Genomic DNA, 24,219 nt, shown 5'->3' on the forward strand with positions numbered 1-24,219 from the left:
CTGGTAATGGCGATGACACGCACTGCGCTGGTCGGCCTGCTGCTGCGCTGGCACATGCGGCTGGGGGCGCTGGTCTCCGCCGGTATTATTGCCTGGGGGCTGAGTGGTCTCGCCCACCCCATTATTTCTCGCCTGCAGCCGGTCGCCGATCAACATCGCTACCCCCTGAATGCAATGTCGGGTAGTGAACTACTGAGCCCGGCTGAGGCCTTGCAGCGCGCCGGTATTGCCGCGCCCGTTACGGCGCTGCGACTGGTTGACTGGGGTCAGGGCGCGCAGTATCGCGTCGCCCTTGCGGGGCAGGTTTTGTGGCTCGACGCCCGCAGCGCGGCGCTGCTGCCGCAAGCCGAACAGGCCTATGCAACGCAGCTGGCACGGCACTTTAGCGGCGACCAGGCCAGCCCGGTGGCGCAGCTGACGGAGCAGCGGCAGTTCAGTGAAGACTACCTGTTTATCAATCGCTTGCTGCCGGTGCAGCGCGTTGCCTTTGCGCGCGATGACGCACTGCGGGTGTATGTCGACACTGCCAGCGGGCGTCTGGCCGCGATGGTCGATGCCAATAAGGCGGCGGGGTCGGCGCTGTTTCGCAATCTGCACAACTGGGTGTTTATCCCCAATGAGCAGCTGCGACACGGGGCGATGTTGGTGTTTTTGTTCGGCGGCATTGTCGTCGGTGTAATGGGCGCTGGCCAATATGTTATGCAGGCGCGGTCCGGCCGCGGTTGGCGCAAGGGCAGCGCGGTGCGAACCTGGCACCGTCGCCTGGGCATTGTGGTGGCTTTAACAACGGTGACCTTCAGCGTCAGTGGCGCATGGCACCTGCTGCAAAAACACAACCCGGCGCCGCGCCAGGCAACGCCGAGCGCCGCCTTTTCACCCAGTGCATTGTCGCTGAACTGGGGCCTGCTGGGCGATGGCATCCGCCAGGCCGAATTGGTTGCGGTGCAGGGCCAGCCCTATTTTCGCGTATGGCAGTCCGGTGAACTCAGCTATGTGCATGCTGCCAGCAGTCAGGAGCTTGCCGGTGGTGAAGCGCAGCACGCCCGAGAGCTTGCCGGCTATTATTCCGGCAATGCCGAATTGGGCGAAGCAGTGTGGATTACCCGCTTTGAAGGCGAGTATGGCTTCATCAATAAGCGCCTGCCGGTGGTGGCTTTCGAGAATCTGCAAAATGGCGATCGCTACTATGTTGAGCCTCGCAGTGGCGTGTTGGCCGCCCATGTTCGCGATAGCGACCGCGCCAAAGGCTGGAGCTTTGCGTGGCTACATAAATGGCATTTTCTCGACGGCTTGGGGCGCGATGCACGCGATGCGGTGGCGGCGCTTTTCGCTTTGGGCATTGCCGCCAGTTTTGCGCTCGGTGTCTTCCTGTACTGTCGGCGACTGCGCCAGGGCAAGCCGGGCTGATGCTACCCGGCCGCCCGAATGCGGCGCTATACTCACGCTTTTGTTTGGGAGGCCTTCCCGTGACTCCGGCTATTGAACTCGCACGCAAGGCGGGTATTCGCCACTGCGTTCACGAATATCAACACGACCCCAGTGCCGCATCGTATGGCCTAGAAGCGGCGGACAAGCTGGGTTTACCGCCCGAGCGGGTGTTTAAAACGCTGGTGGCCGCGCTCGCCACCGGCGAATTGGTGGTCGCCGTGGTGCCTGTTGCCGCCATGTTGAATATGAAAAAGCTGGCAAAGGCAGCCGGGGCCAAAAAGGCGGCGATGGCGGAGGCAAAAGCGGTGGAGCGCAGTTCCGGTTACGTGCTCGGTGGGGTAAGCCCGCTGGGACAGAAAAAAGCGCTGCGCAGTTTTGTCGACGAGTCTGCCGCAGATTTACCGTCCATATACATCAGTGCCGGGCGTCGGGGGTTAGAAATCGAGTTGGCCGCCGACGACCTGCTGTCACTCTGCCGAGGGTGTTACGCGCCCCTCTGTTGAGGCCGGCGGCGCAAGGCAAAAGCGCGTTACCAAATTCTGAATTAACGCCACAGTGGGCTGTATCTGGTCGTGAGCAATAAATTCATCGGGCTGGTGGGCCTGGTCGATAGAGCCGGGCCCCATGACGATGGTTTGCAAACCCAGCTGCTGGAAGAATGGCGCTTCTGTCGCGAAGTTGACCACATCGGCGCTCTGCCCCGTGAGTTGTTCCGCAACCTTCACCAGCTCCGAGTCCGCAGGCTGTTCAAAGGCATCTACCCCGCCGATCAGTGAGCGCAAACCAATATTGATTTTGCGGCGCTCTGCAATGGGGCTGAGGTGTTGCTGAATGCGTTGGCGAACCTCGTCGGTATCCATGCCAGGAATTGCGCGAATATCAAAATGCAGCTCGCATTGCCCGCAAATACGGTTGGGGTTGTCGCCGCCGTGAATGCAGCCCAGGTTCATGGTGGGTGTGGGTACCGCAAAGCCGGGGTGGTGGTATTTCTCTTGCAACTCGCCGCGCAGGTTCAGCAGTTCGCCAATCACTTCGTGCATGGCCTCTAGCGCATTGTTGCCCAATAGCGGGTTCGAGCTATGGCCGCTGCGCCCGGTAATGGTAATGCCTTCCATTAATATGCCTTTGTGCGCGCGTATCGGTTTTAGCCCGGTAGGCTCGCCCACTACCGCGTAGCGCGCGCCCGAGATATCACTCTGCACCAGCGCGCGGGCACCGTCCATGCTGCTTTCTTCATCGGCGGTTGCCAGAATAATCAGCGGCGCTTTGAAGTCGTGGCTCAGCAAGCTACTCACGGCCTCAATCACCAGGGCAAAGAAGCCCTTCATGTCGGCGGTGCCCAAACCGTAAAAACGGTTGTCGCGATCGCTCAGTGCAAACGGGTCGGACTGCCAGCGCGCATCGTCATAGGGCACAGTGTCACTGTGCCCGGCCAGCACTAAACCGCCACTGCCGCTGCCGTAGCTGGCAATCAGATTAGCTTTGCCCGGTGTGGCCAGCGGCATAACGCGCACCTCGAAACCGAGGGGGCGCAACCAGTTGGCCAGCTGCTCGATCACAGCTTGATTGCCCATATCCCACTTCTCGCTTGTGGCGCTGATCGACGGCAGCGCGATCAGCTCGCGAAGCATATTTACCAATGGCGGGTGTTTCATGGTGTGGTTTGCACTCAACGGCAGTAAAGCCACCATTGTAGGCAGGAAAATGGGCAGCGAATAGGGTGTGAGGGGGGGAATCGGTCCAGCCACCACTGCCCAGCGCTATGGCCTCGGCAGTGGCGGCGAAGCGCTGGCTTAACCCAGCGTGGCTTTGAAAATGAAGAAGAAAATAATGGCCAGGCCGGCACCCGCGGGCAGGGTCACGATCCACGACATGAAGATATTGCGGATCACACGCAGATTCAGCGCCGCAATACCGCGTGCCAAGCCTACGCCCAACACGGCACCCACCAGTGTGTGAGTGGTTGAGATGGGCAGGCCGGTGGCCGATGCCAGCACAACGGTTGAGGCTGCACCCAGCTCGGCCGCAAAGCCGCGGCTCGGGGTCAGCTCGGTGATCTTGGTACCGACGGTGGCGATAACCTTGAAGCCGTAGGTCGCCAGACCGAACACAATACCGCCAGCACCCAGCAGCAATACCCACCAGGGCAGGGCTGCTTTTGCGGCGATTTCGCCGCCGGACTGAATAACGCTAACCACCGCTGCGACCGGCCCGATGGCGTTGGCCACATCGTTGGAGCCGTGGGCAAAGGCCATGGCGCAGGCAGTGAATACCATGAGTACCGCAAAGACGCGCTCGACGCTGGCAAAGCGCGAATGGCCAGTCGGGTCGGGCTCGTCCTTAATGCGGCGCAGGAACAGGTTGCCGATAAAGGTAATGATCAGGCCCGCTACCGCGGCGTACATCAGGCTTTGGCCAAAGGTCAGGCCCAAACCAATATGCTTGAGGCCTTTCACCATGGTGACCATGGAGATCATGAAGCCGACCAAGAACAGGTAATAAGGGATGTAGCGTTTCGCAGCTTCAAACGGCTTTTCGGCGCGCAAGATCAGGCTTTGCGCGCTGATAAACAGCCCGAAGGAAATTGTCCCCGCGAGCACCGGAGATACCACCCAGCTGGCGACAATTTGTCCGACTTTGCCCCAGGCGACGGCGTCGACATCAATACCCACGGCGGCAAAACCGACCAGTGCGCCAACAATGGAGTGGGTGGTGGAAACCGGCCAGCCCATCAAGCTGGCAACCAGCAGCCAGGTGCCAGCGGCAAGTAGCGCCGATAACATGCCGTAGACGAGTAATTCGGGACTGTCGGCGACATAGGCGGGGTCGAGTATGCCCTTGCGAATAGTCTGGGTGACTTCGCCACCGGCCAGGTAGGCACCGCAGAATTCAAACAGCATGGCGATAAGAATCGCCTGTTTAATGGTCAGCGCCTTGGCGCCAACCGAGGTACCCATCGCGTTGGCCACGTCGTTGGCACCAACGCCCCAGGCCATGAAAAATCCAAAGAGGCAGGCGAGAATCAGTAGCAGTTGCCCGTGTTCAGCAATGATAGACATGAGTCTTCCTTTAAAACGTTGGTAACCCTTGCTTAGCGGGCAATAATGATTTGCAGGCGCGAGCCTACCTTTTGTGATTTGTCCGACAGTTCGCCGATCAGCTCAATGATCTTATAGAGGAATATCACGTCCACCGGCGGCAATTCGCGCTCAATGCCGTAGAGGCTGGCGCGAATTTTGACTTGCAGTTGGTCGGCCTCGTATTCCAGTCGGTCGAGCTCCTCGATCATTTTCTCAACCAGTTTTACCTCGTGGCCGCGAAAACCGGTTTCCAGCAGTTCATCCAGCTCTTCGATGGCCTTCTTGGCCTGCGACGATGTGGCAATGGCTAGGTCGACGTAGCTGCGCATATCGTCGACAAGTGATGCCGGAATCTCCATGCGGCGACCGAGCATCAGGCCTGCGATATCTTTGGCGCAGTTGGCAATGCGGTCTTGCATGCTGATTAATTCGAGAAGGTCGGAGCGGGGAACGGGGAGGAAAAGATTGCTGGGGAGGTTGAGGCGGATTTGCTTCTTGATCAGGTCTGCCTCGTGCTCCAGCTTAACAATTTGCTGCTGAGCGGTTTCGGCGCCTTGCCAGTCTTTGTCGATAACCGCATTAATAAATGGCTGCAAGGCTATCGCACAGGCCTCGGCTTTCTTAATATGCTCCTGTATGGGTTCAAAGGGTGACTTACCAAACAGGTTGTTTAGCTTATTTAAGGGCACGTTAAGGCTCCTTTACGCACATGAGTAGTTGAGTGGCGGCGATTATACGGACGCAGTGTCGCCCCCTCCAGTTTTTTGCACGGTCGCCTCTCGCTGGCTGAGCGGCTTGCCGTACTATAAATACAAAATATGACAATTCGGAGCTTCAATGCCCAACTCGCTTAAAACACAGGGCCCCCTCGATACCGCAGTGCTACTCCGGCAGCTGGTTGACGACGGCCTGCTGGAGCCAAGCTCTGCCAAGCGCGCCGGTGTTAATCCACCGCGCAAAGGCGAGCGCCTCCAGCACCCGCTCAATTACCTAGCCAGCCAGCAACTTGCCGATGCGCGGCGCAGCGGGGCGACCCTTAGTATAGACACTCTATTGCAGTGGCTGAGCGATCGCTGCGGGCTGGGCTTTCAGCGCATTGATCCTTTAAAAATTGATGTGCCCTCGGTCACCGAGGTTATGTCCTTTGCCTTTGCTCAGCGCCATCGCATTCTGGCGGTGGCGTCCACGCCGGCCGAGGTGGTGATCGCCTGCGCCGAACCCTTCGTTGATGGCTGGGTGAGTGATTTGCAGCAGGTATTGAATCGCCCTATTCGCCGGGTGATTGCCGACGCTGATGCCATCGACCGCTATACCGTGGAGTTCTACAGCCTGGCGCGCTCGGTGCGCGGTGCCAGCACCGGGGAGCGCAGCAGCACGACCAACCTGGAGCAGCTGCTCGAAATCAGCAAACAAAAAGACCTGGATGCCAACGATAGCCACGTGGTGAATATTGTCGACTGGCTGCTGCAATACGCCTACGATCAGCGCGCCAGTGATATTCATATCGAGCCCCGCCGCGACCAGGGCAATGTGCGCTTTCGCATCGACGGCGTGTTGTGCACGGTATACCAGTTGCCCGCAACCGTGCTCACGGCGGTGGTCAGTCGCCTCAAGATTCTCGGCCGTATGGATGTGGCAGAAAAACGCCGCCCCCAGGACGGCCGCCTGAAAACCAAAAACCCCGCCGGGCAGGAAATAGAGCTGCGGCTGTCCACCCTGCCGACCGCTTTCGGCGAGAAGATGGTTATGCGTATCTTCGACCCCGAGGTCTTGCTGCGCAGCTTTGACGAACTCGGCCTGCGCGGCGACGACCTGCAGCGCTGGCAGTCGATGATCGGCGCGCCCCACGGCATAGTGTTGGTCACCGGCCCCACCGGCTCGGGTAAAACCACCACGCTCTATTCCAGCTTGCGCAAGATCGCCAGCCCCGAGGTGAATGTTTGCACCATTGAAGACCCCATCGAGATGGTCGAAGAGGCCTTTAATCAGATGCAGGTGCAGCACAATATCGGCCTGGACTTTGCCGGGGGCGTGCGCGCGCTGCTGCGCCAGGACCCGGACATTATTATGATCGGCGAGATCCGCGACCTGGAAACCGCCGAAATGGCCATTCAAGCGGCGCTTACCGGTCATTTGGTGATCTCTACCCTGCACACCAACGACGCACCCTCTGCGGTTACCCGTTTACTGGAGCTGGGCGTGCCCGCCTACCTGATTCGCGCCACCGTGCTCGGGGTGATGGCGCAGCGTTTGGTGCGCACACTGTGCCCGCACTGCAAAACCGCCGTCGACAGCAGTGAAGCCGACCCTGCCGGCAGTGAATGGGCCGCCTTGGCCGCGCCCTGGAAATTGTCGCCGCCTGCGCGCTACTTTGCCGCCACTGGCTGCCTGGAGTGTCGCAACACCGGCTACTACGGCCGTCAGGGCATTTATGAAATTCTCACCCTCGAAGGCGAGTTGCAGGCGGCGATTCAAGACGATGTGGCGCTGGACCAGATGCGCCTGTTGGCGATGAAAAAAGGTATGAAAACACTGCGCCTCAGTGGTGCGAGAAAGGTGGCCGCTGGCGAGACCACCATTGCAGAAATTATGCGCGTGGCGCCGCCGGTGCAGTCGCACTAGGGTGCGCACCGAATCCATAACTACCCGCCTGATGGGGATGATGTATGAGCACAGCATTAAACGTGCAAACCGATGAGTTACCTGCGCTACTTGCCGAGGGTTTAGATGCCCGTTGGCAGAGTTTTCTTCAGCGCTGCAGCGAGCCGCAGGCCCAGTGGTATCAGGAATTTACCCAGTCGGAGGCGCGCCCCAAACTGCTGCTGGCGATCGCTGCCAGCCCGATTTTTCTCGACTACTGCCAGCGTTTTCCACAGGCGCTGATCGACCTGCAGCAGCAGGGTTTATTGGATGCACCGCTGTCCGCCGGTGAGTTAACTGAGCAACTGGCGGCTGAGTGCGACGCCTGCAGCAATGCCGACGAGTTGGCCAAAACCCTGCGTCAGTTTCGCTACCGCCACTGGTTAAGATTGGTGTGGCGCGATCTGAACCGCCTTTGCGATATGGTCGCCACCACTGCCGAACTCTCGGCTCTGGCCGATGTATGTGTGCAGCAAGCGCTGGCTTTTTTGCACCGCGAGCTGTGCCGGGAATGGGGTGAGCCGCAGTCTGCCGACGGCCGCTCACAACAGCTCAGTGTGATTGCCATGGGCAAGCTGGGCGCCGGCGAATTGAACCTTTCGTCAGACATCGACCTGATCTTCAGCTATCCCGAGGCGGGCAGCACAGCGGGTGGCCCGCGCAGCGTCGACAATCAGGAATTCTTTATTCGCCTTGGGCAGCGTTTGATCAAGGCCTTGGATGCGCGCACCGCCGACGGCTTTGTGTTTCGCGTGGATATGCGGCTGCGGCCCTATGGCCAGAGCGGGCCGCTGGTGGTCAGCTTCGACGCCATGGAAGAGTACTACCAAGACCAGGGGCGGGACTGGGAGCGCTACGCGCTGATCAAGGCGCGCTGCATTGCCGGTGACGAAGCGGCAAATCAACGCCTGATGGCCAGCCTGCGGCCGTTTACCTACCGCCGCTATCTGGACTTTTCCGCTATTGAGTCGCTGCGCGATATGAAGGCGATGATCCAGCGCGAGGTCGCGCGTCGCAGTCTGCATAACAACATCAAACTCGGCGCGGGCGGTATCCGCGAAATTGAATTTATCGCCCAGTGTTTCCAGTTGATTCGCGGCGGTCAGGAAATCAGCCTGCAGCAGCGTCCACTGCGGATTATTCTCGATGAGTTGCGCGACATGGAGCTGTTGCCCGCCCCGGTGGTGGACGAGCTGCAGGCGGCCAATGTCTTCCTGCGCAACGCCGAGCATGCGATACAGGCCTGGCGCGACGAGCAAACTCAGCAGCTGCCCGATGCACCAGCGCCTCAGGCGGCGTTGGCGCTGAGCATGGGCTATGACAGCTGGGAGGCCTTCACGGCGGCACTGGCCGAACACCGCCAGCGTGTCGATGAGCACTTTGCCAATATTATTGCCGCGCCAGAGGAGGAGGGCAGCACCGATCGCGCAGCGATTCAACGCTGGGAAGTGTTGCTGAACGACCCCGACGCCGACTCATTGACCGAAGAGCTGCAAGCGGCGGGCTACAACGATGCCGCCGAAGTCGCCCGGCGCTTGCTGGCGCTGTTAACCGGCGCGGGTGTGCAGCGCATGCAGGGCAGTGCGCGGGAGCGCCTGGACGATTTCCTGCCGCTGTTGCTGGAGCAGGTTCAGGAGGCGGAAGACAGCGGCCGCGCCTTCCTGCGGTTGATCCCGTTGATAGAGGCCGTGCTGCGCCGCACCGCGTATCTGGTGTTGTTAATGGAAAACCCCGCCGCGCTGGGACGCTTGGTCAGGTTGTGCGATGCCAGCCCCTGGGTGTCGCGGCAGTTGGCGGCGCACCCGGTGTTGCTGGATGAATTGCTCGACGCCAGCAGCCTGTACTCAGTGCCCGACAAAGACGGTCTGCGCAGCGAGTTGCGCCAGCGCCTGCTGCGCATTCCCGAGGACGACCTGGAAGCGCAAATGGAAGCGCTGCGCTACTTCCGCCTGGCCCATGTTCTCAGGGTGGCGGCCTCGGAAATTACCGGCAGCCTGCCGCTGATGAAGGTCAGCGACTACCTGACGTTTATCGCCGAAACGGTAATGGAATTTGTCGTGGATATCGCCTGGCAGAATCTGGTGGAGAAGCACGGCACCCCCTGTGGCGATGACCCGCGCCGCCATTTTGTGATTCTTGCCTACGGCAAGATGGGCGGTATCGAGCTGGGCTATGGCTCAGACCTGGATTTGGTATTCGTGCACGACGTGCCCGCCGGCGTGGTCAGCGATGGCGAGCGCCCGCTGGATGGCACCATGTTCTATACCCGCCTGGGGCAGCGCATCATTCATATCCTTACCGCGCAAACCCGTCTCGGTCAGCTCTACGAAGTGGATATGCGCCTGCGGCCGTCGGGTAACTCGGGGCTGTTGGTAAGCTCCTTCTCGGCCTTTCGCGACTACCAGCGCGGTCAGGCCTGGACCTGGGAGCACCAGGCACTGGTGCGGGCGAGGGTGGTGGCCGGTGACCCGGTACTGGCCGAAAAATTTACCGAGCTGCGCGCCGATGTGTTGGGCAGCGAGCGCGATCTTGCCAAGCTGCGCGAAGACGTACTGAGTATGCGCGACAAGATGCGCCAGCACTTGTTGCCGTCAGGCGGTGAAAAAAACCACGAATTTGATATCAAACAAGGCCTTGGAGGTATCGTTGATATAGAATTTATGGTGCAATATGCCGTTTTAGCTTGGTCGCATCAGCACCCGCCACTGCACTACCACACCGACAATATTCGGATCCTGGAGTCCCTTCAACAAGAAGGTTTGATTCCCGAGGCTGATGCCCGGGCCTTGATCGAGGCCTATATCGCGTTTCGCAGCCAGTCGCACCGGGCCAGCTTGCAGGAACAAAAGGGACAACTCAGTGGTGAGGCCCTCGCAGAGGAACGCGGCGCCGTGCGTCGAATCTGGCAACAGATATTCGACGAGCAATAACCGCATAACAGTAATTTTCAGGAGTAAACGACAATGTCCATGGCCGATCGCGATGGTCTAATCTGGTTCGACGGTGAAATGGTGCCCTGGCGCGATGCCCGTGTACACGTACTCACCCACACGCTGCACTATGGCATGGGCGTATTTGAAGGCGTGCGCGCCTATCACGCTGGCGATCGTGGAACCTGCATCTTCCGCTTGAACGAGCACACCGACCGCCTGTTCCGCTCAGCCCATATCATGAATATGAGCATGCCCTTCGACAAAGACGTGATCAACGAAGCGCAGCGCCAAGTGGTCCGCGAAAACAATCTCGACGAAGCCTATCTGCGCCCGATGGTATTCCTCGGCTCGGAAGGCATGGGACTGCGCGCTGACAACCTGCGCACTCACGTTATTGTTGCTGCCTGGGACTGGCCCAGCTACATGAGCCCGGAAGCGCGTGACAAGGGTATTAAGGTGCGTTGCAGCTCTTACACCCGCCACCACGTCAACATTTCCATGTGTAAGGCGAAGGCCAATGGCCACTACATCAACTCGATGCTGGCGCTGCGCGAAGCGTTGGACAGCGGTTGTGAAGAGGCCTTGTTGCTGGACAACGAAGGCTACGTGGCCGAAGGCAGTGGTGAGAACATTTTCATCGTTCGCGATGGCAAACTCTACACGCCCGAGCTGACCAGCTGCCTGGACGGCATCACCCGCAACACCATCTTTGCCTTCTGCAAAGAGCTGGGTCTGGAAGTGGAAGAAAAGCGCATCACACGCGATGAAGTGTATGTTGCCGACGAAGCCTTCTTCACCGGTACCGCAGCGGAAGTTCTGCCTATTCGCGAGCTGGATGGCCGTCAAATCGGCAGTGGTGTACGCGGCCCGATCACCACCGAGCTGCAAAGCCGCTACTTTGACCAGGTCAAAGGTCGTCGCGAGCAATTCCCTGAGTGGTTAAGCCCCGTCGCTTAAGCCCCTGTGCGTGAGCTGCCCGGTCGGCTCACGCATTGCTTCTCCCCTTATTAGCTTTCCCCCTGCGGTGCCTGATAGCGGCATTCCCCGCGAATCTTCAATGCATTGAGCACCGCGTATTGTTCCAGCGTGATGTAGCCGTAGGGGCAATAGGCCTGCAAGCGGCTGTCGTTGCGCAGCATGCGCTGCGCCTGTTTCAGCAGCTCGTCGTCACTGGGTGGGCGTTTTTGTGGGCGATTCGGGTCCACCGTGTGGCGAATCGGTTTCACCGGCGGGAGGGCGATTCGCAGCTGGTATTCAAACAGCTTCAGGTCGCCACCGCGATTCAGCGGCGTGAATAATCCCCTGTCCTGCGGCGGGTTGGGCTGGCTGCTGCAAGCGGCGGTCAGGGCGCAGGCGATAAAAGCGCTGTAAATGGCACGCATCTTTATGGTTTTCCTGGCATTTTTGCGGGGCCTGGCAGTGTAACATGACAAACTGGTAATCCCTCTAGTGGGCCGCGAGACGGGCCGTCGGTGGATTTATCCACAAGCGATGGTTAGAATCCGTTCACTTACGAGGCGTCATGCCCCGCAATAGCTGCGGCGGCCCAAGGCCCGCACGCGAGCCGCCAGTGTGAATAGCGGTCGCGGCGATAAGAGGCCGGGCACGTCAGAAACAATCCTAACAAACAGCGATAACGGCTATGTCATCAGACCCAACCGCGCTTGCCCAGTCCGCCACCGCGGCGACCGGGTCGGCCCAAGTTATTCCCATTGAAGAGGCGCGTCCGCAGCGTCGTCTTCATATCTGTCTGCTCGGTTATCGCAGTGCGCCCTTTGGTGGCGGTCAGGGTATTTACCTCAAGTACCTCAGCAAGGCTCTGGTGGATGCCGGTCACGAGGTAGATGTGATCTCGGGGCAGCCCTATCCCCATCTCGACCCGCGGGTGAAGCTGATCAAAATGCCGGGCATGAATCTCTTTGAAACCGGCCTCGGTTCGCTGCGCCCCCATCACCTTAGCTCGCTCACCAATATCATCGAGTGGAGCAGCAAGCTGACCGGCGGTTTTGCCGAGCCCTACTGCTTTGGCCGCCGCGTGGTGAAGTACCTCAAGCGCCACGGTCGCCACTACGACATTATTCACGACAACCAAAGCCTCAGCTTTGGCATGCTCAAACTGCAAAAGCTCGGTTTTCCGCTGGTCACGACCATTCACCACCCCATTACCAGCGACCTGGATATTGCCCTGAAGGCTGCCAACTCCCTGGTTGACCGCGTGCTGATACGCCGCTGGCACAGTTTCATCCAAATGCAGCGCCAGGTTGCGCCGCAGTTGCACCACGTGGTCACCGTTTCTGAGCGCTCCCGCGAAGACATCGCCGCCGCCTTTGGCATGCAGCCCGCTGCGATCCAGCTGGTGCACTGTGGTATCGACACCGACGAATTCCGCCCGCTGCCCAGCGTGAAAAAAATACCGCGCCGCTTAATGGCAACCGTATCGGCCGATGCGCCATTGAAGGGCATGAGCTACCTGTTTGAAGCTGTGGCAAAACTGCTGCCGCGCTACCCCGACCTGCAGCTGTTAATGGTGGGCAAAATTCGCGAGGGTGGCGAGGCCGAAGCGCTGATCGAAAAGCTTGGCCTGCACAATCACATTGCCACCGCCTCGGGCATCAGCACCGAGCAATTGGTGCGCTATTACAATGAAGCCGAAGTCGCCGTCGTGCCCTCGGTTTACGAAGGCTTTGGCCTGCCCGCTGGCGAAGCCATGGCTTGCGGTACAGCGCTGGTGTCCACTACTGGCGGTGCGCTGCCAGAAGTCACCGGCGACGCGGCCCTGCAAGTGCCGGTGCGCGACGCCCAGGCTCTGGCCGATGGCATCGATGCGCTGCTGAGCAACGCCGAGCAACGGCGCGCTCTGGAAGTGGCTGGCCGCGAGCGCATGGAAGAATTGTTCTGCTGGAGCCGCGCCGCCCAGCAGATGCTGGACTATTACGAACAGGTATTACGCAGTGAAAACGGTTGATTTTAAACACTTTGCACTCCAGCCCGGCGACCGCCTGCTGGATCTGGGTTGCGGCGAAGGCCGCCACGTTATCTCTGCTTATGTGGAAGGTGAAGTCACGGCGGTAGGCGTCGACCTGTGCCTGAAAGACCTGCAAACCGCCCAGCAGCGCGCCGCTGATTTTGTTGATGGCAGCGACGACAAGCGCGCCTTTGGTCTCGCCAATGCCGATGCCATGAACCTGCCCTTTGCCGACAACAGCTTCGACAAAATCATCTGCTCAGAAGTGTTGGAGCACATCCCCGACTATCAGGCCGTGCTCAAAGAGATCGAGCGCATCCTTAAACCTGGCGGCCTGTTTTGCGCCAGCGTGCCGCGCGCCTGGCCAGAAAAAATCTGCTGGGCACTGAGCGATGCCTACCACCAAGTGGAAGGCGGTCACCTGCGTATTTTTAAAGCCAGCGAGCTGCGCAAGCAGATCCAGGGCCTGGGTTTCCGCTTCTACCGTCGGCACTGGGCACACGCCTTGCATTCCCCCTATTGGTGGCTGAAATGCGCCTTCTGGGAGCAGGACAACAACCCGCTGGTAAAGAGCTACCACAAACTGCTGGTCTGGGATCTGATGGATCGGCCGTGGATCACCCGCACCGTCGAGCGTGGCCTCAACCCGGTAATGGGCAAATCAGTGGTCATGTATTTTGAAAAAGGACAGGCAGCATGAGCGGACTGTTTCTCAGCAAGGGGTTGTACCCGGAAGACTTCTTCCGCGCCACCATTGAGTTTCTGAAGCGCGAGCAACAGGCCGACGGCAGCATCCCCTGGTTTGAGGGCGGTCACGCCGACCCCTGGGACCACGTCGAGTCCGCAATGGGGCTGAGTATTGGCGGCGAATACGACGCCGCCGAGCGCGCCTACTTCTGGCTGCGCGACAGCCAACTTGCCGACGGCAGCTGGTGGGCCGCCTATCGCAATGGCGAAGTGGATAACCGCGAACGCCGCGAAACCAACTTCGTTGCCTATATTGCCACTGGCGTTTGGCACCACTACCTCATTAGCCAGCGCCGCGAGTTCCTGCAAGCCATGTGGCCCTGCGTGCAGCGCGCCATCAATTTTGTGGTGGGCCAGCAAAGCCCCCACGGCGACATTAACTGGGCGGTCGATGCCGATGGCCAGTCGATGGAAGACGCGCTGGTCACCGGCTGCGCCTCCATCTACAAAAGCCTGGAATGTGCCTGGAATATCTCGGTTGTACTCGGCGAGCCCCGCGACGAATGGCGCGCCGCCCGCGCCGCCCTCGGCGATGCCATGCGCAACAAGCCCGAGCGCTTTGACCGTACCTGGGAAAGCAAAGCCCGCTACTCCATGGACTGGTTCTACCCCGTACTCACCGGTGTTGTGCCGCCAGCCAAAGGCAGCGCCCACCTGCAAAAACGCTGGGGCGAATTCGTTGAAGACGGCCTCGGTTGCCGTTGCGTGTCCGACGAGCCCTGGGTCACCGTTGCGGAATCCTGCGAGCTGACCATGGCCCTGCTCGCCGCCGGCGATCACGCGCGCGCCGTTAACGTTTACAGTTGGCTGCACCAATGGCGTGACGGCAACGGCGAATACTGGACAGGCTACCAAATGGTCGAAGACCTGCTGTGGCCCGATGAGCGCCCCACCTGGACCGCCGCCGCCATCCTGCTTGCCGCCGATGCGCTCACCGAGCACACCCCGGCCCATCACCTGTTTAAAGAAGTGCGTCTGCTGGAAGTTGAAGCAGAGCTGGCGGAAGAAGCCGAGCGCTACACCAGCGGGCGCTAATAGCGTTCGCGAAATTCCACCTCTGACCGCGATTGGGTTACGTGGCACCTTCCTGATGGCCCGAAAGGCTTATTCCTGCGCAGATCCCGCCGTGCTCGGCAGGGCGGACATGTTGCCTGTCGTGTAGGAGCGGGCCTGACCGCGACCGACCTAGCGCTTGTAGGAGTGCTTTGGGTACGCGTACTCCATTTTGGTCGCGGTCAGGCCCGCTCCTACATAGCCATGATGCGCGCACACTTCGAAAGAAAATAAGCCGGGCGCCCAGCAGGGCCGAAACGCTCACCATCAGCAAATCCCGCGAATATTCCTCTCTACCAATTCCCGCCATAGCCGCTCGTGATTCTCCAGCTCCAGGTGCTGAGAGGTGCTTTGCAGTTGCGCGGGCAGGTCGAGAAATTGGCCACTAATACTGGCCTGACTGGACGAGCTTTCGAACAGGGCAAAGCCGAGGGTCATCCACAGCAGTGACTGGGCGTGGCGCACGGCGAGACTGTCCTCTATCTGCATGGCTTTGATGGGCTCTGCCAGTGTGGCAATGGTGGCGACCATGGCTTCAGCGGGCAGGCTGTTGTTGAACTGGGGTAGCAGGCCGGGGAAGGCGAGTACTTGTTGGCGCAGTTGGTCGAGGAGTTTTTCCAGGCGTTGGGCGTGGCTTAACCCCGCAGGCAATGCACTGACATCCACGCTGAGTACGCTCTCGCCGATGGCGGTGAGCAGTTGTTGTTTGTTTTCAAAGTAGCGGTATAGGGAGGTGGGACTAATGCCCAGCTCTTTTGCCAGTTGCCGCAGGCTGAGTGCCGCGAGGTCTTGCTGTTGGGCAAGTTGCAGCGCCACAGCGAGAATCTGCTCTTTGCTGGTGCTGCTGGGGCGGCCAACGCGGCGCGTGTTACGGGTCATGGTTTATCCTTCTTTTTAAATATAGTAACACCGTTAACTAATTCGTGTTAGCATCGTGTCATTGGCGTTCAATAACATAACAATGAGGCCTCGTATGAGTAACGATCAGCGCCCCACACCGGTATTGGATAACCCGGAAGAAACCCGCAGCAAACTGGAAAGTTGGCTGTCTGCCCAGCTTGGCGACACGGTGAGTATCCCGTCGCTCAGTGTGCCCGAGGGTACGGGCATGTCGAATATCACTATGGTCTTCGATGCTCAGCACGGCGGCGCCGAGGCGGCTTATGTGGCGCGCATTGAGCCGCGTGGCGAGTACCTGGCCTTCCCCGAATATGACCTGGGTATTCAGTGCCGGGTAATGGAGATGCTGGCGGCCAATAGCGATATTCCGGTGCCCGAGATCGTTGCCAAGGAGCTTACCGGCGAGGTGCTGGGGCAGCCATTCTACATTATGAAAAAGACCGACGGGGTGATTCCGCCGGATATGCCGCCCTATCATATGGATGGCTGGTTAACCGAGGAGGCGCCGGAAACTCGCCGTCAGCTCTGGTTGGCGGGCCTGAAGCGCTTGGCGCAGGTGAACACGCTCGACATCAGTAGCCCGGCTATCCGGTCTGCCCTCAATGCCTGCGCCATTCCCCGCAGCCTCGATGAACAGCTGACGTACTGGGAAAATTATTACCAGTGGGGCTACCAGCGCAATGGCGAGCGGCTTCCCCACGATGTTGCCGCAAGCACCTTACAGTGGTTGCGTGATCATCAGCCCAAAGAGCAGGCGGTCGCCCTGTGCTGGGGTGATTCCCGAATGGCGAATGTGATTTTCAGCCCGGATAAAACTGACGTTGCCGCCTTGCTGGACTGGGAAATGGTCGCGCTGGGAGACCCCCTGCAAGATGTGGCGTGGTGGATTTACATGGATGAGTTGTTCAGCCACGGGCTGGATTTTCCACCGCTGGAGGGCTTCCCCAGCCGTCAGGAGTCAGCCGAGGCCTGGGCGCAGCTCAGCGGGTTTAATACCGACCAACTTCACTATTACCTGGTGTTTGCCGGCTTGCGTTTCGCGTTGTTGCTGGGGCGTATGTCGATAGGCATGGGCAACGAAGACAGCATTAACAGCCATTTCAGCAGCTGCTTTGAAGTGAAGTATCTGGAAAAAATTCTCTCGGAAAAATCGGCCTGAGGACGCGTAACCATGATCAGTAAACTCGACGATTACCCCATTCACCAAACCGCTGAGCCGGTCGCGCAAACCGCCACCAGTGACCGCTTCACCTATGACCGCTTCTGGTATAACGGCCACGCCAAAGACAGCGCATTTTATTTTGGCATCGGCCTTTGCCGGTATCCCAATTTGGGCATTGTAGACTGCAGTTTGAGCGTGGTGGTGGACGGCCGCCAGTACGCCTTTCACGGCTCCCGTCGCGCCTCTGACGAGCCGATGGATTTGGATGTTGGCCCCTTCAAACTCAGCATTTTAGAGCCGATGGGTCGCCACCGTTTGGTGATTGAACCCAACGACACCAATATCGAATGCGACCTGGTGTTCACCCCTAAAACCGGGGTGATTCCTGAGGGGCGGCAAACCCTGCGCAACGCCCGGCATGTGGTGATGGACGCCACCCGCATCGACCAGTTTGGCCACTGGCAGGGCAGCATTTCCGTTGAAGGTCGCAAGATTGCGGTAAACAGCGAGACCACCTTCGGCCTGAAGGATCGTTCCTGGGGGATTCGTCCGGTGGGCGCGCCGTATGAAGGCGGCGCACCGCTGGACAGTTTCCAGGCGGTGCACTTTATGTGGCTGCCCATTCACTGGGAAAACCGTTGCACGCTGGCCGGTTGGTTTGAAGACGATAGCGGCTACCAGTGGCACACCGACCAAGCCATCGCTCCCATTCATGCAGAGGGCGAGAGCATTCCGGTAAATGACCCGGCCATGACGCTGTGGCAGGGCTGCGTTGGCCACCAATTGAAATTTAAGCCCGGTACCCGTCAGGCCGAGTCGGGCACCTTCCTGATGAACCATAAAAACGGCGAGCAGATCGAAATTACTGTGCAGCCGGTATTGCTGCACCGCATGAAGGGGCTGGGCTATATGCACCCCGAGTGGGGGCACGGCAAATGGCATGGCGAACTCGTTATCGCGGGCGAGAGCTGGAACTGTGACGAGGCGCCGCCGCTGAACCTGGAGAATATTCATATTCAGCAAACGGTGGTTGCACGTTGTGGCGATGAAGTGGGCTATGGCGTATTGGAGCAGCTACATATTGGCCCCCACGCCGAACTGGGTTTTAAAGACTGGTTTGATGGCGCGGAATAAAGCGGCCGGAATCCGCTGGGCTTAAATCAAGTTGATGTAATAACGGTAGGATGAGTAAACGAGAGGCGCGCTGCCTGGAGGTATGGAGGTAGCGCGCCTTTTTTCGTTGCTTAGGCAGGTTTGTACAAACCCTTGCCGTTGATTTTTGGCAGGTCGTAAGCGGCGACCATTCCGGGCTCTTGTTCCACCACAGCGGGAATGGCATTGACGATGGCGGTAGCGGTTTGAATCACACCGCCCACCGCGTGGTCGCCGTGCTTGTCTTCCATGTCCATGCTGATGGTCATTTTGGGTTCACCTTCAATAATCACTTTGTAACCCTTGCCCTTGGGCCAGTCGGGGGCGATGTCGTCGGTGATGCGGGTGATGTGTTCCAGTACGATGGCGTCGCGGCCATCGACCACGGCGCGCACTTCAAAGCGCATGGCGCCGGTGGTGCCCTTCTTGAAGACGCCCATGGCATTTTCGGTGTCCTGCTCAAGGGGCAGGCGCTCGTGCACTTCGTACACGCGCTCTACCTCCAGGCCCAGGGCCGCCGCCACCGAACGCACCGAGCCGCCCCAGCCCAGCGACAGCATGCCGGGTGCAAACAGCACGCAGTCGTGATCGACCGGATAACCAAAGCCCATCACCTCGCGAATGGTGTCTTCCTGTTCGTAGGTGGCGTAGTTGATGATCTCCTGCATGCGTATGCTCGACCAGTGCTCGCTTAGGCCGGTGAACACCAGCGGCATGGTGTCGTTGGCAAAACCGGGATCAATACCATTGTTAAAGCAGGTGGCTTCGCCGATCTCGCAGGCTTCTTTGATCGGCTCGGCAATAAAGGCCACGTCGGGGTTGTCGGGGTATTGCAGCATAAACAGCGACGAGGCCACCACATTGATGCCCCGGCGCAGGCAGCGCGCCTGGTCTTTGGCCGCTTCCATCATGCGGGTCTCTGAGTGGGCGGTGTACACGACGCAGTCCGGGTTGAGGTCGAGTACCGCGTCAATGTCGGTGGAGGCCGCAACGCCACAGGGCGTGTCGAGCTCGGCCAGGGTGGCGGCATCGACACCGGCCTTGGCATCACTGCTGACAATGTGGCCAATCAGTTCCAGTTCGGGGTGATTCAGTACCGCGCGAATGGCGTATTTGCCAACGTTGCCGGTTCCCCAGGTAACCACTTTTAACGACATAGTATTTCCCCACTCTTTATTGTTAATGGCTGACGGGTATACGCGCCAGCGCTGTGCTTGGATAGCCAGCCGTCATGCTAGCAAGGGCGGCGGTGTGGCGAAGGCTGCGCTGGTATGACATAGAAAACCGCCGCTGGCTGTCGCGAGGGCAAGCAGGGCAGAATAGCGCGGTGGTTTAGCAATTTAGTATCAAACTGATCGGTGGTGACGAAACCATGCAAGGCTTGAAGACGCCGCGCTTGTGTATGCGGCAGTGGCGCGAAACGGATGCGGCGGCCTTCGCGGCGATGAATGCCGACCCTAAAGTAATGGAATTCTTTCCTCGTGGTTTATGCCGTGAAGAGAGCGACGCTCTGCTGGCTCAGTTGTCGGCGCAAAACGCGCAGCAGGGCTGGGGGATATGGGCTTTAGAGCGCAGTAGCGATGCGCGCCTGCTGGGCTTTGCGGGATTGAAGACGGTGGCAAGTGATTTACCGTTTGCGCCAGCCACCGAGATTGCCTGGCGTTTGGCCGCCGATGCCTGGGGGCAGGGCTACGCTTATGAAGCGGCGCAGGCCGCCCTGGATTATGGCTTCGCTACGTTGAACATGCCTGAAATTGTGGCGATGACAGCCGTTGTGAATACGCGCTCGCGCGCATTGATGGAGCGCCTGAACATGCGGCGCGGTGACGACTTCGAGCACCCGCAATTGGCCGTGGGCTCGCCGCTGCGCCGCCATTGTTTGTACACACTGGCGGCGCCCGCCTGACAAGCGTTTTAGTTGCCGGCCGGGCTGTCTTTCAGTTCCTTTTCAAGCTGGTGCGCCACATCCTGCGGGGAGCCTGTGTGGCGAGCCAGGAAGCGGTAGGCCATTGGCACCACAAACAAGGTAAACAAGGTGGCGGCACTCACCCCGGAGACCACCACCACGCCAATCACGTAGCGGCTTTCGCTGCCCGCACCAAAAGCCAGCAATAGCGGAATGGCGCCCATAATGGTGGTGATGGCGGTCATGATAATGGGGCGTAGGCGCTGTTCGGCGGCTTTACTAATTGCCTCTTCAAACTCAACACCGTCGTCGCGCAATTGGTTGGTGAACTCCACCAACAAGATGCCGTTTTTGGCGGCTAAGCCCACCAGCATAATCAGCGCCACCTGGCTGTAGATATTCAGGCTCTGCCCGGTGAGGTAGAGCCCGAGCAAGGCCCCGGCAATGGCCAGCGGCACGGTGAGAAGAATCACCAGTGGGTGAACAAAGCTTTCAAACTGGGCGGCAAGTACCAAATAAACCACAAGCAGCGCCAACACAAAGGTGAAGTAGACGGCATTGCCGGAGTCTTTGTAGTCCAGCGATTCGCCCTTGTAGTCGATGATGGCATCCGGCGCGACCTTGCGTGTGACCTCTTCCAAATAGCTCAGTGCCTCGCCCAGTGAATAGCCCTCTGCGAGGTTGGCATCCAGGGTGATGGCGCGCACGCGGTTATAGCGCCTGAGCACCGCCGCGTCGCCGCGCTCGCTAATGCTGACCAGGTTAGAAAGCGGAATGAGCTGGCCGCTGCTATTCGAGCGCACATAGATATTGCCGAGGTCGTTGGGCGTGTTTTGTTTGTCCGGCTCGCCCTCCAGCACCACGTTGTACTCTTCGCCATCGAGCATAAAGGTGGTAACTCGGCGGGAGCCGAGCAGGGTTTCCAGACTGCGGTTAATTTCCTGCGTACTGACGCCGAGGTCGGCAGCGCGGTCGCGCAGAATCGTTACTTCCAGTTGCGGCTTGGTTTCCCGGTAGTCGCTATCGATACCCAGCAGCTTCGGGTTATTGCGAGCCTCGTCCATAATGGCATCGCGCCACGCCGCGAGGTGCTGGAAGTCGCCACCGCCAATCACAAATTCCACGGGCTTGCTAAAGCCGCCACCCAGAGCCTGGGGCATGATTGGGAAGGTCGTCAGCGCGGTAAAGCCCTGCAAGCGTTTGCGAATATCGGCGACGATGGCAGTGTTGGGGCGGCGGGTTTCCCAGGGCGCCAGTACCATAATGGCAAAGGCTTCGTTGTAACTTTCAGCGCCGCCGCGACCGGCGGGGGCGCGCACCAGGAAGCGATTGACCTCGCCGCTTTCTACCAGCGGCATCAGGCGTCGTTCTATTTCTTCCATATGTTTGCTGACAAAGTCGAAGGACGAACCCTCGGGGCCGCGAATCATCATAAAGATCACGCCGCGGTCTTCCTTGGGGGCGAATTCTGCTGGGACTTTTTGCATCAGTACCACGCAGCCCAATACCGCTAAGCCCAAAATAGAGGCCGACAGCAGCGGCCGCTTCAGGCTGGCGTCGAGGCTGCGGCGATAGCGGGTTTCCATGCGGTGCAGCAGGCCCTCGACGAAGTCGGCGAGGCGGCCGTGAATGGCGTCTTGCTTGAGTAATTTCGAGCAGATAACCGGCGATAGCGTCAGCGCGATAATGCTGGAGAACACCACGGCGACAGCCATCGCGACGGCAAACTCGCCGAACAGTCGCCCGACATCGCCGTCGAGCATGGTGATGGGAATAAACACCGCGACCAACACCGCCGTGGTGGCGACCACGGCGAAGCCGACTTGGCGACTGCCGCGAAAGGCGGCCACTAACGGCGATTCACCGTTGAGCAAGCGGCGGTGAATATTTTCCAGCACTACGATACTGTCATCGACCACCAGGCCGATGGCCAGTACCAGCGCCAGCAGGGTTAGCAGGTTAATGGTGTAGCCCAGGGCGTAGAGCACGGTAAAGCTGGCGATCAGCGATACCGGTACGGTCACTGCAGGCACTAACATGGCGCGGAAGTCGCCGAGGAAAATAAAGATCACCAACACCACCAGGCTGGCGGCGATAAAGAGCGTGGAGTAGACCTCGTCGATGGCGCTGTCGATAAACACCGAGCTGTCGTAGCTGTCGTGCAACTCGGTGCCCGCCGGTAAGATGCTGCGCATAGCATTCACTTCGCGGTGCGCTGCCTTGGCCACTTCCAGTGTATTGGCGGTACTTTGCTTCACGATGCCGACGCCCACCTGCGGAATGCCATTGCCGCGAAACATGGTGCGGTATTCTTCGGCGTCCAGCTCAACCCGTGCCACTTCGCCTAGGCGCAAAATATTGCCGCTGTCATCGCGGCGCAGCACCAGTGTGGCGAAGTCGTCGGGGGCGAGGAACTGGCGCTCTATCTTGATAACAAAGTCGCGGTCGCGCGCCTTGAGTGTGCCGGCTGGCAGCTCGACATTTTCGCGCCGCAGGGCATTTTCGACATCGCCAATGGTCAGGTTGCGGGCGGCTAGCGCCTCGTGGTCCAGCCAAATGCGCATGGCATATTCCGGCCCGCCGCTCACCCGCACCCGCGCGACACCATCCAGCACCGACAGCCGATCCACCAGATAGCGCTGGGCATAGTCGGCCAGTTGCAGGGTATTCATTTTGGTGGAGGTGAGGTTAAACCACATGATCACCCTTTGGTCCGAGTCAGCTTTTTGTACCTCTGGCGCGTCGGCTTCTTCGGGCAGGTTGTTGCGCACACCGGCCACGCGATCGCGTACATCGTTGGCGGCGGCGTCGATATCGCGGCTCAGTTCAAACTCGATGCTAATCGTCGAAAAGCCATCCTGACTGGTCGACGATACGGTTTTGATCCCCTCAATGCCGGAGATACGATCCTCGATAACCTGGGTGATTTTCGACTCGACCACTTCGGCTGAGGCGCCGGTGTAGTTGGTGCTGACCGAGACGATGGGCGGGTCCACATCCGGGTACTCGCGCAGCGCCAGGCGCTCGAATGACAGGGCGCCAAAGGCGACCAGCAACAGGCTGATAACGGTGGCAAAGACGGGGCGCTTTACCGCAGTGTCTGACAGCAACATGGCTTATGACTCCTGCGGGGCGACGGGGCTGCCGGGGCGCAGCATCAGGAAACCTTCACTAATAAGCTGTTCGCCAGCACTGAGGCCGTTCATCACTTCCACGCCGTCAACCAGACGGGTGCCCAGTGTTACCTCGCGGCGCTCGGCCTTTTGTTCGCCGTCTACCAGCCAGACATAGTGGCGATTTTCGATACTCTGCAGAGCCGCGGCGGGCACCACAATACCCTCGCGCTTGTCTTTCAATAACGACACTCTCATTAGCATGCCGGGTTTTAATGTGGCGTCGCCATTGGGAATGTGGGCGCGCACCATTACGCTGCGCGACAGTGGGTCGATGCGCGGATTAATGGCGACGATCTTGCCCTGAAAGGTTTTATTTAAGGCGTCGCTGCGGGCATCCACCGGCATGCCCACCCTGAGTGAGCGCAGCAACAGGCTGGGCAGGTTGAGGTCGAGGCGCATGGTACTTAGGTCGTCGAGGCTGGTTATGCTGTCGCCCGGCGACACCAGCGCGCCGGGGCTCACATTGTGCAAACCGGTCACGCCGCCAAACGGTGCGCGCAGGGTGCGCTCATCAATTTTCGCCTGAACCTCGGCGATCTTGGCCTGGGCGCGGTCGCGGGCACTCAGGCGTTGGTCGTATTCGGTTTGCGCGGCCGACTGTGTGGCCAGCAGGTTTTTCAGACGACGGATTTCCCGCTGCTGCTCGGCCAGGTCGGCCTTCGCCGACGATAGCTGGGCCTGCTCTTCCGCTTGTTCCAGTGTTGCCAGTAAGTCACCTTGCTTCACGTATTGGCCTTCGTCGAAATGCAGGGCGCGCACTTTTTCGCTGACGGTGCTGGTTATGCGCACCGATTCCTTGGCCAGTAGCGAGCCGATGGCAGGCAGCCGCTCTTCAATGGTTTGCGGGGCGAGTGTTTGCACCTTTACTGCGGCGGCGGGACGCTGGCCGGGGGTGGCCGCCGAATTGGGCTCGCAGGCGCTAAGCGCGGCAAATAGAGGCAGGCAAAACGCAATTACGCGTGCGCGGGGCGCAGTGAACATGGTGAAGACTCCTGTCATTCCTGGTGTGCTACGCCCGAGATGAAGAGATGGATGTGTCGCGGGCAGTAGTAATGTAACACCGCAGCGAGAGAAATC

General features: G+C 59.5%; 19 protein-coding genes. 11 read left to right on the top strand and 8 right to left on the bottom strand.

What is annotated here, in order from left to right:
• Positions 1–6 precede the first annotated feature (6 nt).
• On the top strand, positions 7–1,407 hold the full coding sequence (locus HNR64_RS14435) for a PepSY domain-containing protein (protein ID WP_204997138.1): 1,401 nt from the start codon (positions 7–9) through the stop codon (positions 1,405–1,407).
• Positions 1,408–1,466: 59 nt separating this feature from the next.
• The gene (gene ybaK / locus HNR64_RS14440; protein WP_204997139.1) at positions 1,467–1,931 is read left to right on the top strand and encodes a Cys-tRNA(Pro) deacylase; all 465 of its coding nucleotides are present in this window, start codon (positions 1,467–1,469) and stop codon (positions 1,929–1,931) included.
• On the opposite strand, the gene argE is transcribed toward ybaK, so the two are convergent.
• The 3 genes from argE to HNR64_RS14455 all read right to left on the bottom strand — a co-directional run bounded on the left by argE (position 1,896) and on the right by HNR64_RS14455 (position 5,197).
• Complete coding sequence (gene argE / locus HNR64_RS14445; RefSeq protein WP_204997140.1) at positions 1,896–3,083, bottom strand: acetylornithine deacetylase; 1,188 nt, start codon at positions 3,081–3,083, stop codon at positions 1,896–1,898. The two genes, ybaK and argE, sit on opposite strands and share 36 nt — an antisense overlap.
• 138 nt (positions 3,084–3,221) lie before the next feature.
• The gene (locus tag HNR64_RS14450; protein ID WP_204997141.1) at positions 3,222–4,487 is read right to left on the bottom strand and encodes an inorganic phosphate transporter; all 1,266 of its coding nucleotides are present in this window, start codon (positions 4,485–4,487) and stop codon (positions 3,222–3,224) included.
• Between the two features lie 32 nt (positions 4,488–4,519).
• Positions 4,520–5,197 carry a TIGR00153 family protein gene (locus HNR64_RS14455; RefSeq protein WP_204997142.1) on the bottom strand — a complete coding sequence of 226 codons (678 nt, stop codon included), beginning with the start codon at positions 5,195–5,197 and terminating at the stop codon, positions 4,520–4,522.
• A 148-nt stretch (positions 5,198–5,345) separates the two neighbouring features.
• Between HNR64_RS14455 and tfpB the strand changes: the two genes are divergently transcribed.
• From tfpB to HNR64_RS14470, 3 genes are read left to right on the top strand one after another with little or no spacing between them, the layout of a single operon-like run.
• On the top strand, positions 5,346–7,130 hold the full coding sequence (gene tfpB / locus HNR64_RS14460; protein ID WP_204997143.1) for a type IV pilus assembly ATPase TfpB: 1,785 nt from the start codon (positions 5,346–5,348) through the stop codon (positions 7,128–7,130).
• A gap of 44 nt (positions 7,131–7,174) precedes the next feature.
• Positions 7,175–10,078, top strand: coding sequence for a bifunctional [glutamate--ammonia ligase]-adenylyl-L-tyrosine phosphorylase/[glutamate--ammonia-ligase] adenylyltransferase (gene glnE / locus HNR64_RS14465; RefSeq protein ID WP_204997144.1), 2,904 nt, complete (start codon positions 7,175–7,177; stop codon positions 10,076–10,078).
• A gap of 33 nt (positions 10,079–10,111) precedes the next feature.
• Positions 10,112–11,038 carry a branched-chain amino acid transaminase gene (locus tag HNR64_RS14470; RefSeq protein WP_204997145.1) on the top strand — a complete coding sequence of 309 codons (927 nt, stop codon included), beginning with the start codon at positions 10,112–10,114 and terminating at the stop codon, positions 11,036–11,038.
• A 50-nt stretch (positions 11,039–11,088) separates the two neighbouring features.
• Here the strand turns inward: HNR64_RS14470 and HNR64_RS14475 are convergent, their stop codons facing one another.
• On the bottom strand, positions 11,089–11,463 hold the full coding sequence (locus HNR64_RS14475; RefSeq protein WP_204997146.1) for a hypothetical protein: 375 nt from the start codon (positions 11,461–11,463) through the stop codon (positions 11,089–11,091).
• Positions 11,464–11,723: 260 nt separating this feature from the next.
• On the opposite strand from HNR64_RS14475, the gene HNR64_RS14480 reads away from it, so the two are divergent.
• From HNR64_RS14480 to HNR64_RS14490, 3 genes are read left to right on the top strand one after another with little or no spacing between them, the layout of a single operon-like run.
• Complete coding sequence (locus tag HNR64_RS14480; RefSeq protein WP_204997147.1) at positions 11,724–13,046, top strand: glycosyltransferase family 4 protein; 1,323 nt, start codon at positions 11,724–11,726, stop codon at positions 13,044–13,046.
• The gene (locus HNR64_RS14485) at positions 13,033–13,746 is read left to right on the top strand and encodes a class I SAM-dependent methyltransferase (RefSeq protein ID WP_204997148.1); all 714 of its coding nucleotides are present in this window, start codon (positions 13,033–13,035) and stop codon (positions 13,744–13,746) included. Before HNR64_RS14480 ends, HNR64_RS14485 begins: the two co-directional genes overlap by 14 nt.
• Positions 13,743–14,828, top strand: coding sequence for a prenyltransferase/squalene oxidase repeat-containing protein (locus tag HNR64_RS14490; RefSeq protein ID WP_204997149.1), 1,086 nt, complete (start codon positions 13,743–13,745; stop codon positions 14,826–14,828). Before HNR64_RS14485 ends, HNR64_RS14490 begins: the two co-directional genes overlap by 4 nt.
• 285 nt (positions 14,829–15,113) lie before the next feature.
• Here the strand turns inward: HNR64_RS14490 and HNR64_RS14495 are convergent, their stop codons facing one another.
• Positions 15,114–15,725: a TetR/AcrR family transcriptional regulator gene (locus HNR64_RS14495; protein WP_204997150.1), complete on the bottom strand. Its 612-nt coding sequence runs from the start codon at positions 15,723–15,725 to the stop codon at positions 15,114–15,116.
• A gap of 94 nt (positions 15,726–15,819) precedes the next feature.
• On the opposite strand from HNR64_RS14495, the gene HNR64_RS14500 reads away from it, so the two are divergent.
• Positions 15,820–16,905, top strand: a complete 1,086-nt coding sequence (locus tag HNR64_RS14500) for a phosphotransferase family protein (RefSeq protein WP_204997151.1) — start codon at positions 15,820–15,822, stop codon at positions 16,903–16,905.
• Between the two features lie 12 nt (positions 16,906–16,917).
• Positions 16,918–18,042: an Rv3169 family protein gene (locus tag HNR64_RS14505; RefSeq protein ID WP_204997152.1), complete on the top strand. Its 1,125-nt coding sequence runs from the start codon at positions 16,918–16,920 to the stop codon at positions 18,040–18,042.
• Between the two features lie 110 nt (positions 18,043–18,152).
• On the opposite strand, the gene HNR64_RS14510 is transcribed toward HNR64_RS14505, so the two are convergent.
• Positions 18,153–19,217, bottom strand: a complete 1,065-nt coding sequence (locus HNR64_RS14510; RefSeq protein WP_204997153.1) for an NAD(P)H-dependent amine dehydrogenase family protein — start codon at positions 19,215–19,217, stop codon at positions 18,153–18,155.
• 215 nt (positions 19,218–19,432) lie between these two features.
• On the opposite strand from HNR64_RS14510, the gene HNR64_RS14515 reads away from it, so the two are divergent.
• Positions 19,433–19,966, top strand: coding sequence for a GNAT family N-acetyltransferase (locus tag HNR64_RS14515; RefSeq protein WP_204997154.1), 534 nt, complete (start codon positions 19,433–19,435; stop codon positions 19,964–19,966).
• 8 nt (positions 19,967–19,974) lie between these two features.
• Here HNR64_RS14515 and HNR64_RS14520 read toward each other — a convergent pair whose 3' ends face one another.
• The gene (locus HNR64_RS14520; RefSeq protein WP_204997155.1) at positions 19,975–23,079 is read right to left on the bottom strand and encodes an efflux RND transporter permease subunit; all 3,105 of its coding nucleotides are present in this window, start codon (positions 23,077–23,079) and stop codon (positions 19,975–19,977) included.
• Between the two features lie 3 nt (positions 23,080–23,082).
• Positions 23,083–24,123 (bottom strand): efflux RND transporter periplasmic adaptor subunit, encoded by a 1,041-nt coding sequence (locus tag HNR64_RS14525; RefSeq protein ID WP_204997156.1) that lies wholly within the window; start codon positions 24,121–24,123, stop codon positions 23,083–23,085.
• Between the last annotated feature and the right edge of the window lie 96 nt (positions 24,124–24,219).

The organism is Spongiibacter marinus, assembly GCF_016906995.1.
GTDB lineage: Bacteria > Pseudomonadota > Gammaproteobacteria > Pseudomonadales > Spongiibacteraceae > Spongiibacter > Spongiibacter marinus.

Coding starts and splice junctions, on each gene's coding strand:
- tfpB (WP_204997143.1), top strand. CDS start 5,346: ATGCCCAACTCGCTTAAAACACAGGGCCCCCTCGATACCGCAGTGCTA.
- glnE (WP_204997144.1), top strand. CDS start 7,175: ATGAGCACAGCATTAAACGTGCAAACCGATGAGTTACCTGCGCTACTT.
- HNR64_RS14490 (WP_204997149.1), top strand. CDS start 13,743: ATGAGCGGACTGTTTCTCAGCAAGGGGTTGTACCCGGAAGACTTCTTC.
- HNR64_RS14480 (WP_204997147.1), top strand. CDS start 11,724: ATGTCATCAGACCCAACCGCGCTTGCCCAGTCCGCCACCGCGGCGACC.
- HNR64_RS14495 (WP_204997150.1), bottom strand. CDS start 15,725: ATGACCCGTAACACGCGCCGCGTTGGCCGCCCCAGCAGCACCAGCAAA.
- HNR64_RS14470 (WP_204997145.1), top strand. CDS start 10,112: ATGTCCATGGCCGATCGCGATGGTCTAATCTGGTTCGACGGTGAAATG.
- HNR64_RS14525 (WP_204997156.1), bottom strand. CDS start 24,123: ATGTTCACTGCGCCCCGCGCACGCGTAATTGCGTTTTGCCTGCCTCTA.
- HNR64_RS14520 (WP_204997155.1), bottom strand. CDS start 23,079: ATGTTGCTGTCAGACACTGCGGTAAAGCGCCCCGTCTTTGCCACCGTT.
- HNR64_RS14450 (WP_204997141.1), bottom strand. CDS start 4,487: ATGTCTATCATTGCTGAACACGGGCAACTGCTACTGATTCTCGCCTGC.
- HNR64_RS14435 (WP_204997138.1), top strand. CDS start 7: ATGGCGATGACACGCACTGCGCTGGTCGGCCTGCTGCTGCGCTGGCAC.
- HNR64_RS14475 (WP_204997146.1), bottom strand. CDS start 11,463: ATGCGTGCCATTTACAGCGCTTTTATCGCCTGCGCCCTGACCGCCGCT.
- HNR64_RS14510 (WP_204997153.1), bottom strand. CDS start 19,217: ATGTCGTTAAAAGTGGTTACCTGGGGAACCGGCAACGTTGGCAAATAC.
- argE (WP_204997140.1), bottom strand. CDS start 3,083: ATGAAACACCCGCCATTGGTAAATATGCTTCGCGAGCTGATCGCGCTG.
- HNR64_RS14505 (WP_204997152.1), top strand. CDS start 16,918: ATGATCAGTAAACTCGACGATTACCCCATTCACCAAACCGCTGAGCCG.
- HNR64_RS14515 (WP_204997154.1), top strand. CDS start 19,433: ATGCAAGGCTTGAAGACGCCGCGCTTGTGTATGCGGCAGTGGCGCGAA.
- HNR64_RS14500 (WP_204997151.1), top strand. CDS start 15,820: ATGAGTAACGATCAGCGCCCCACACCGGTATTGGATAACCCGGAAGAA.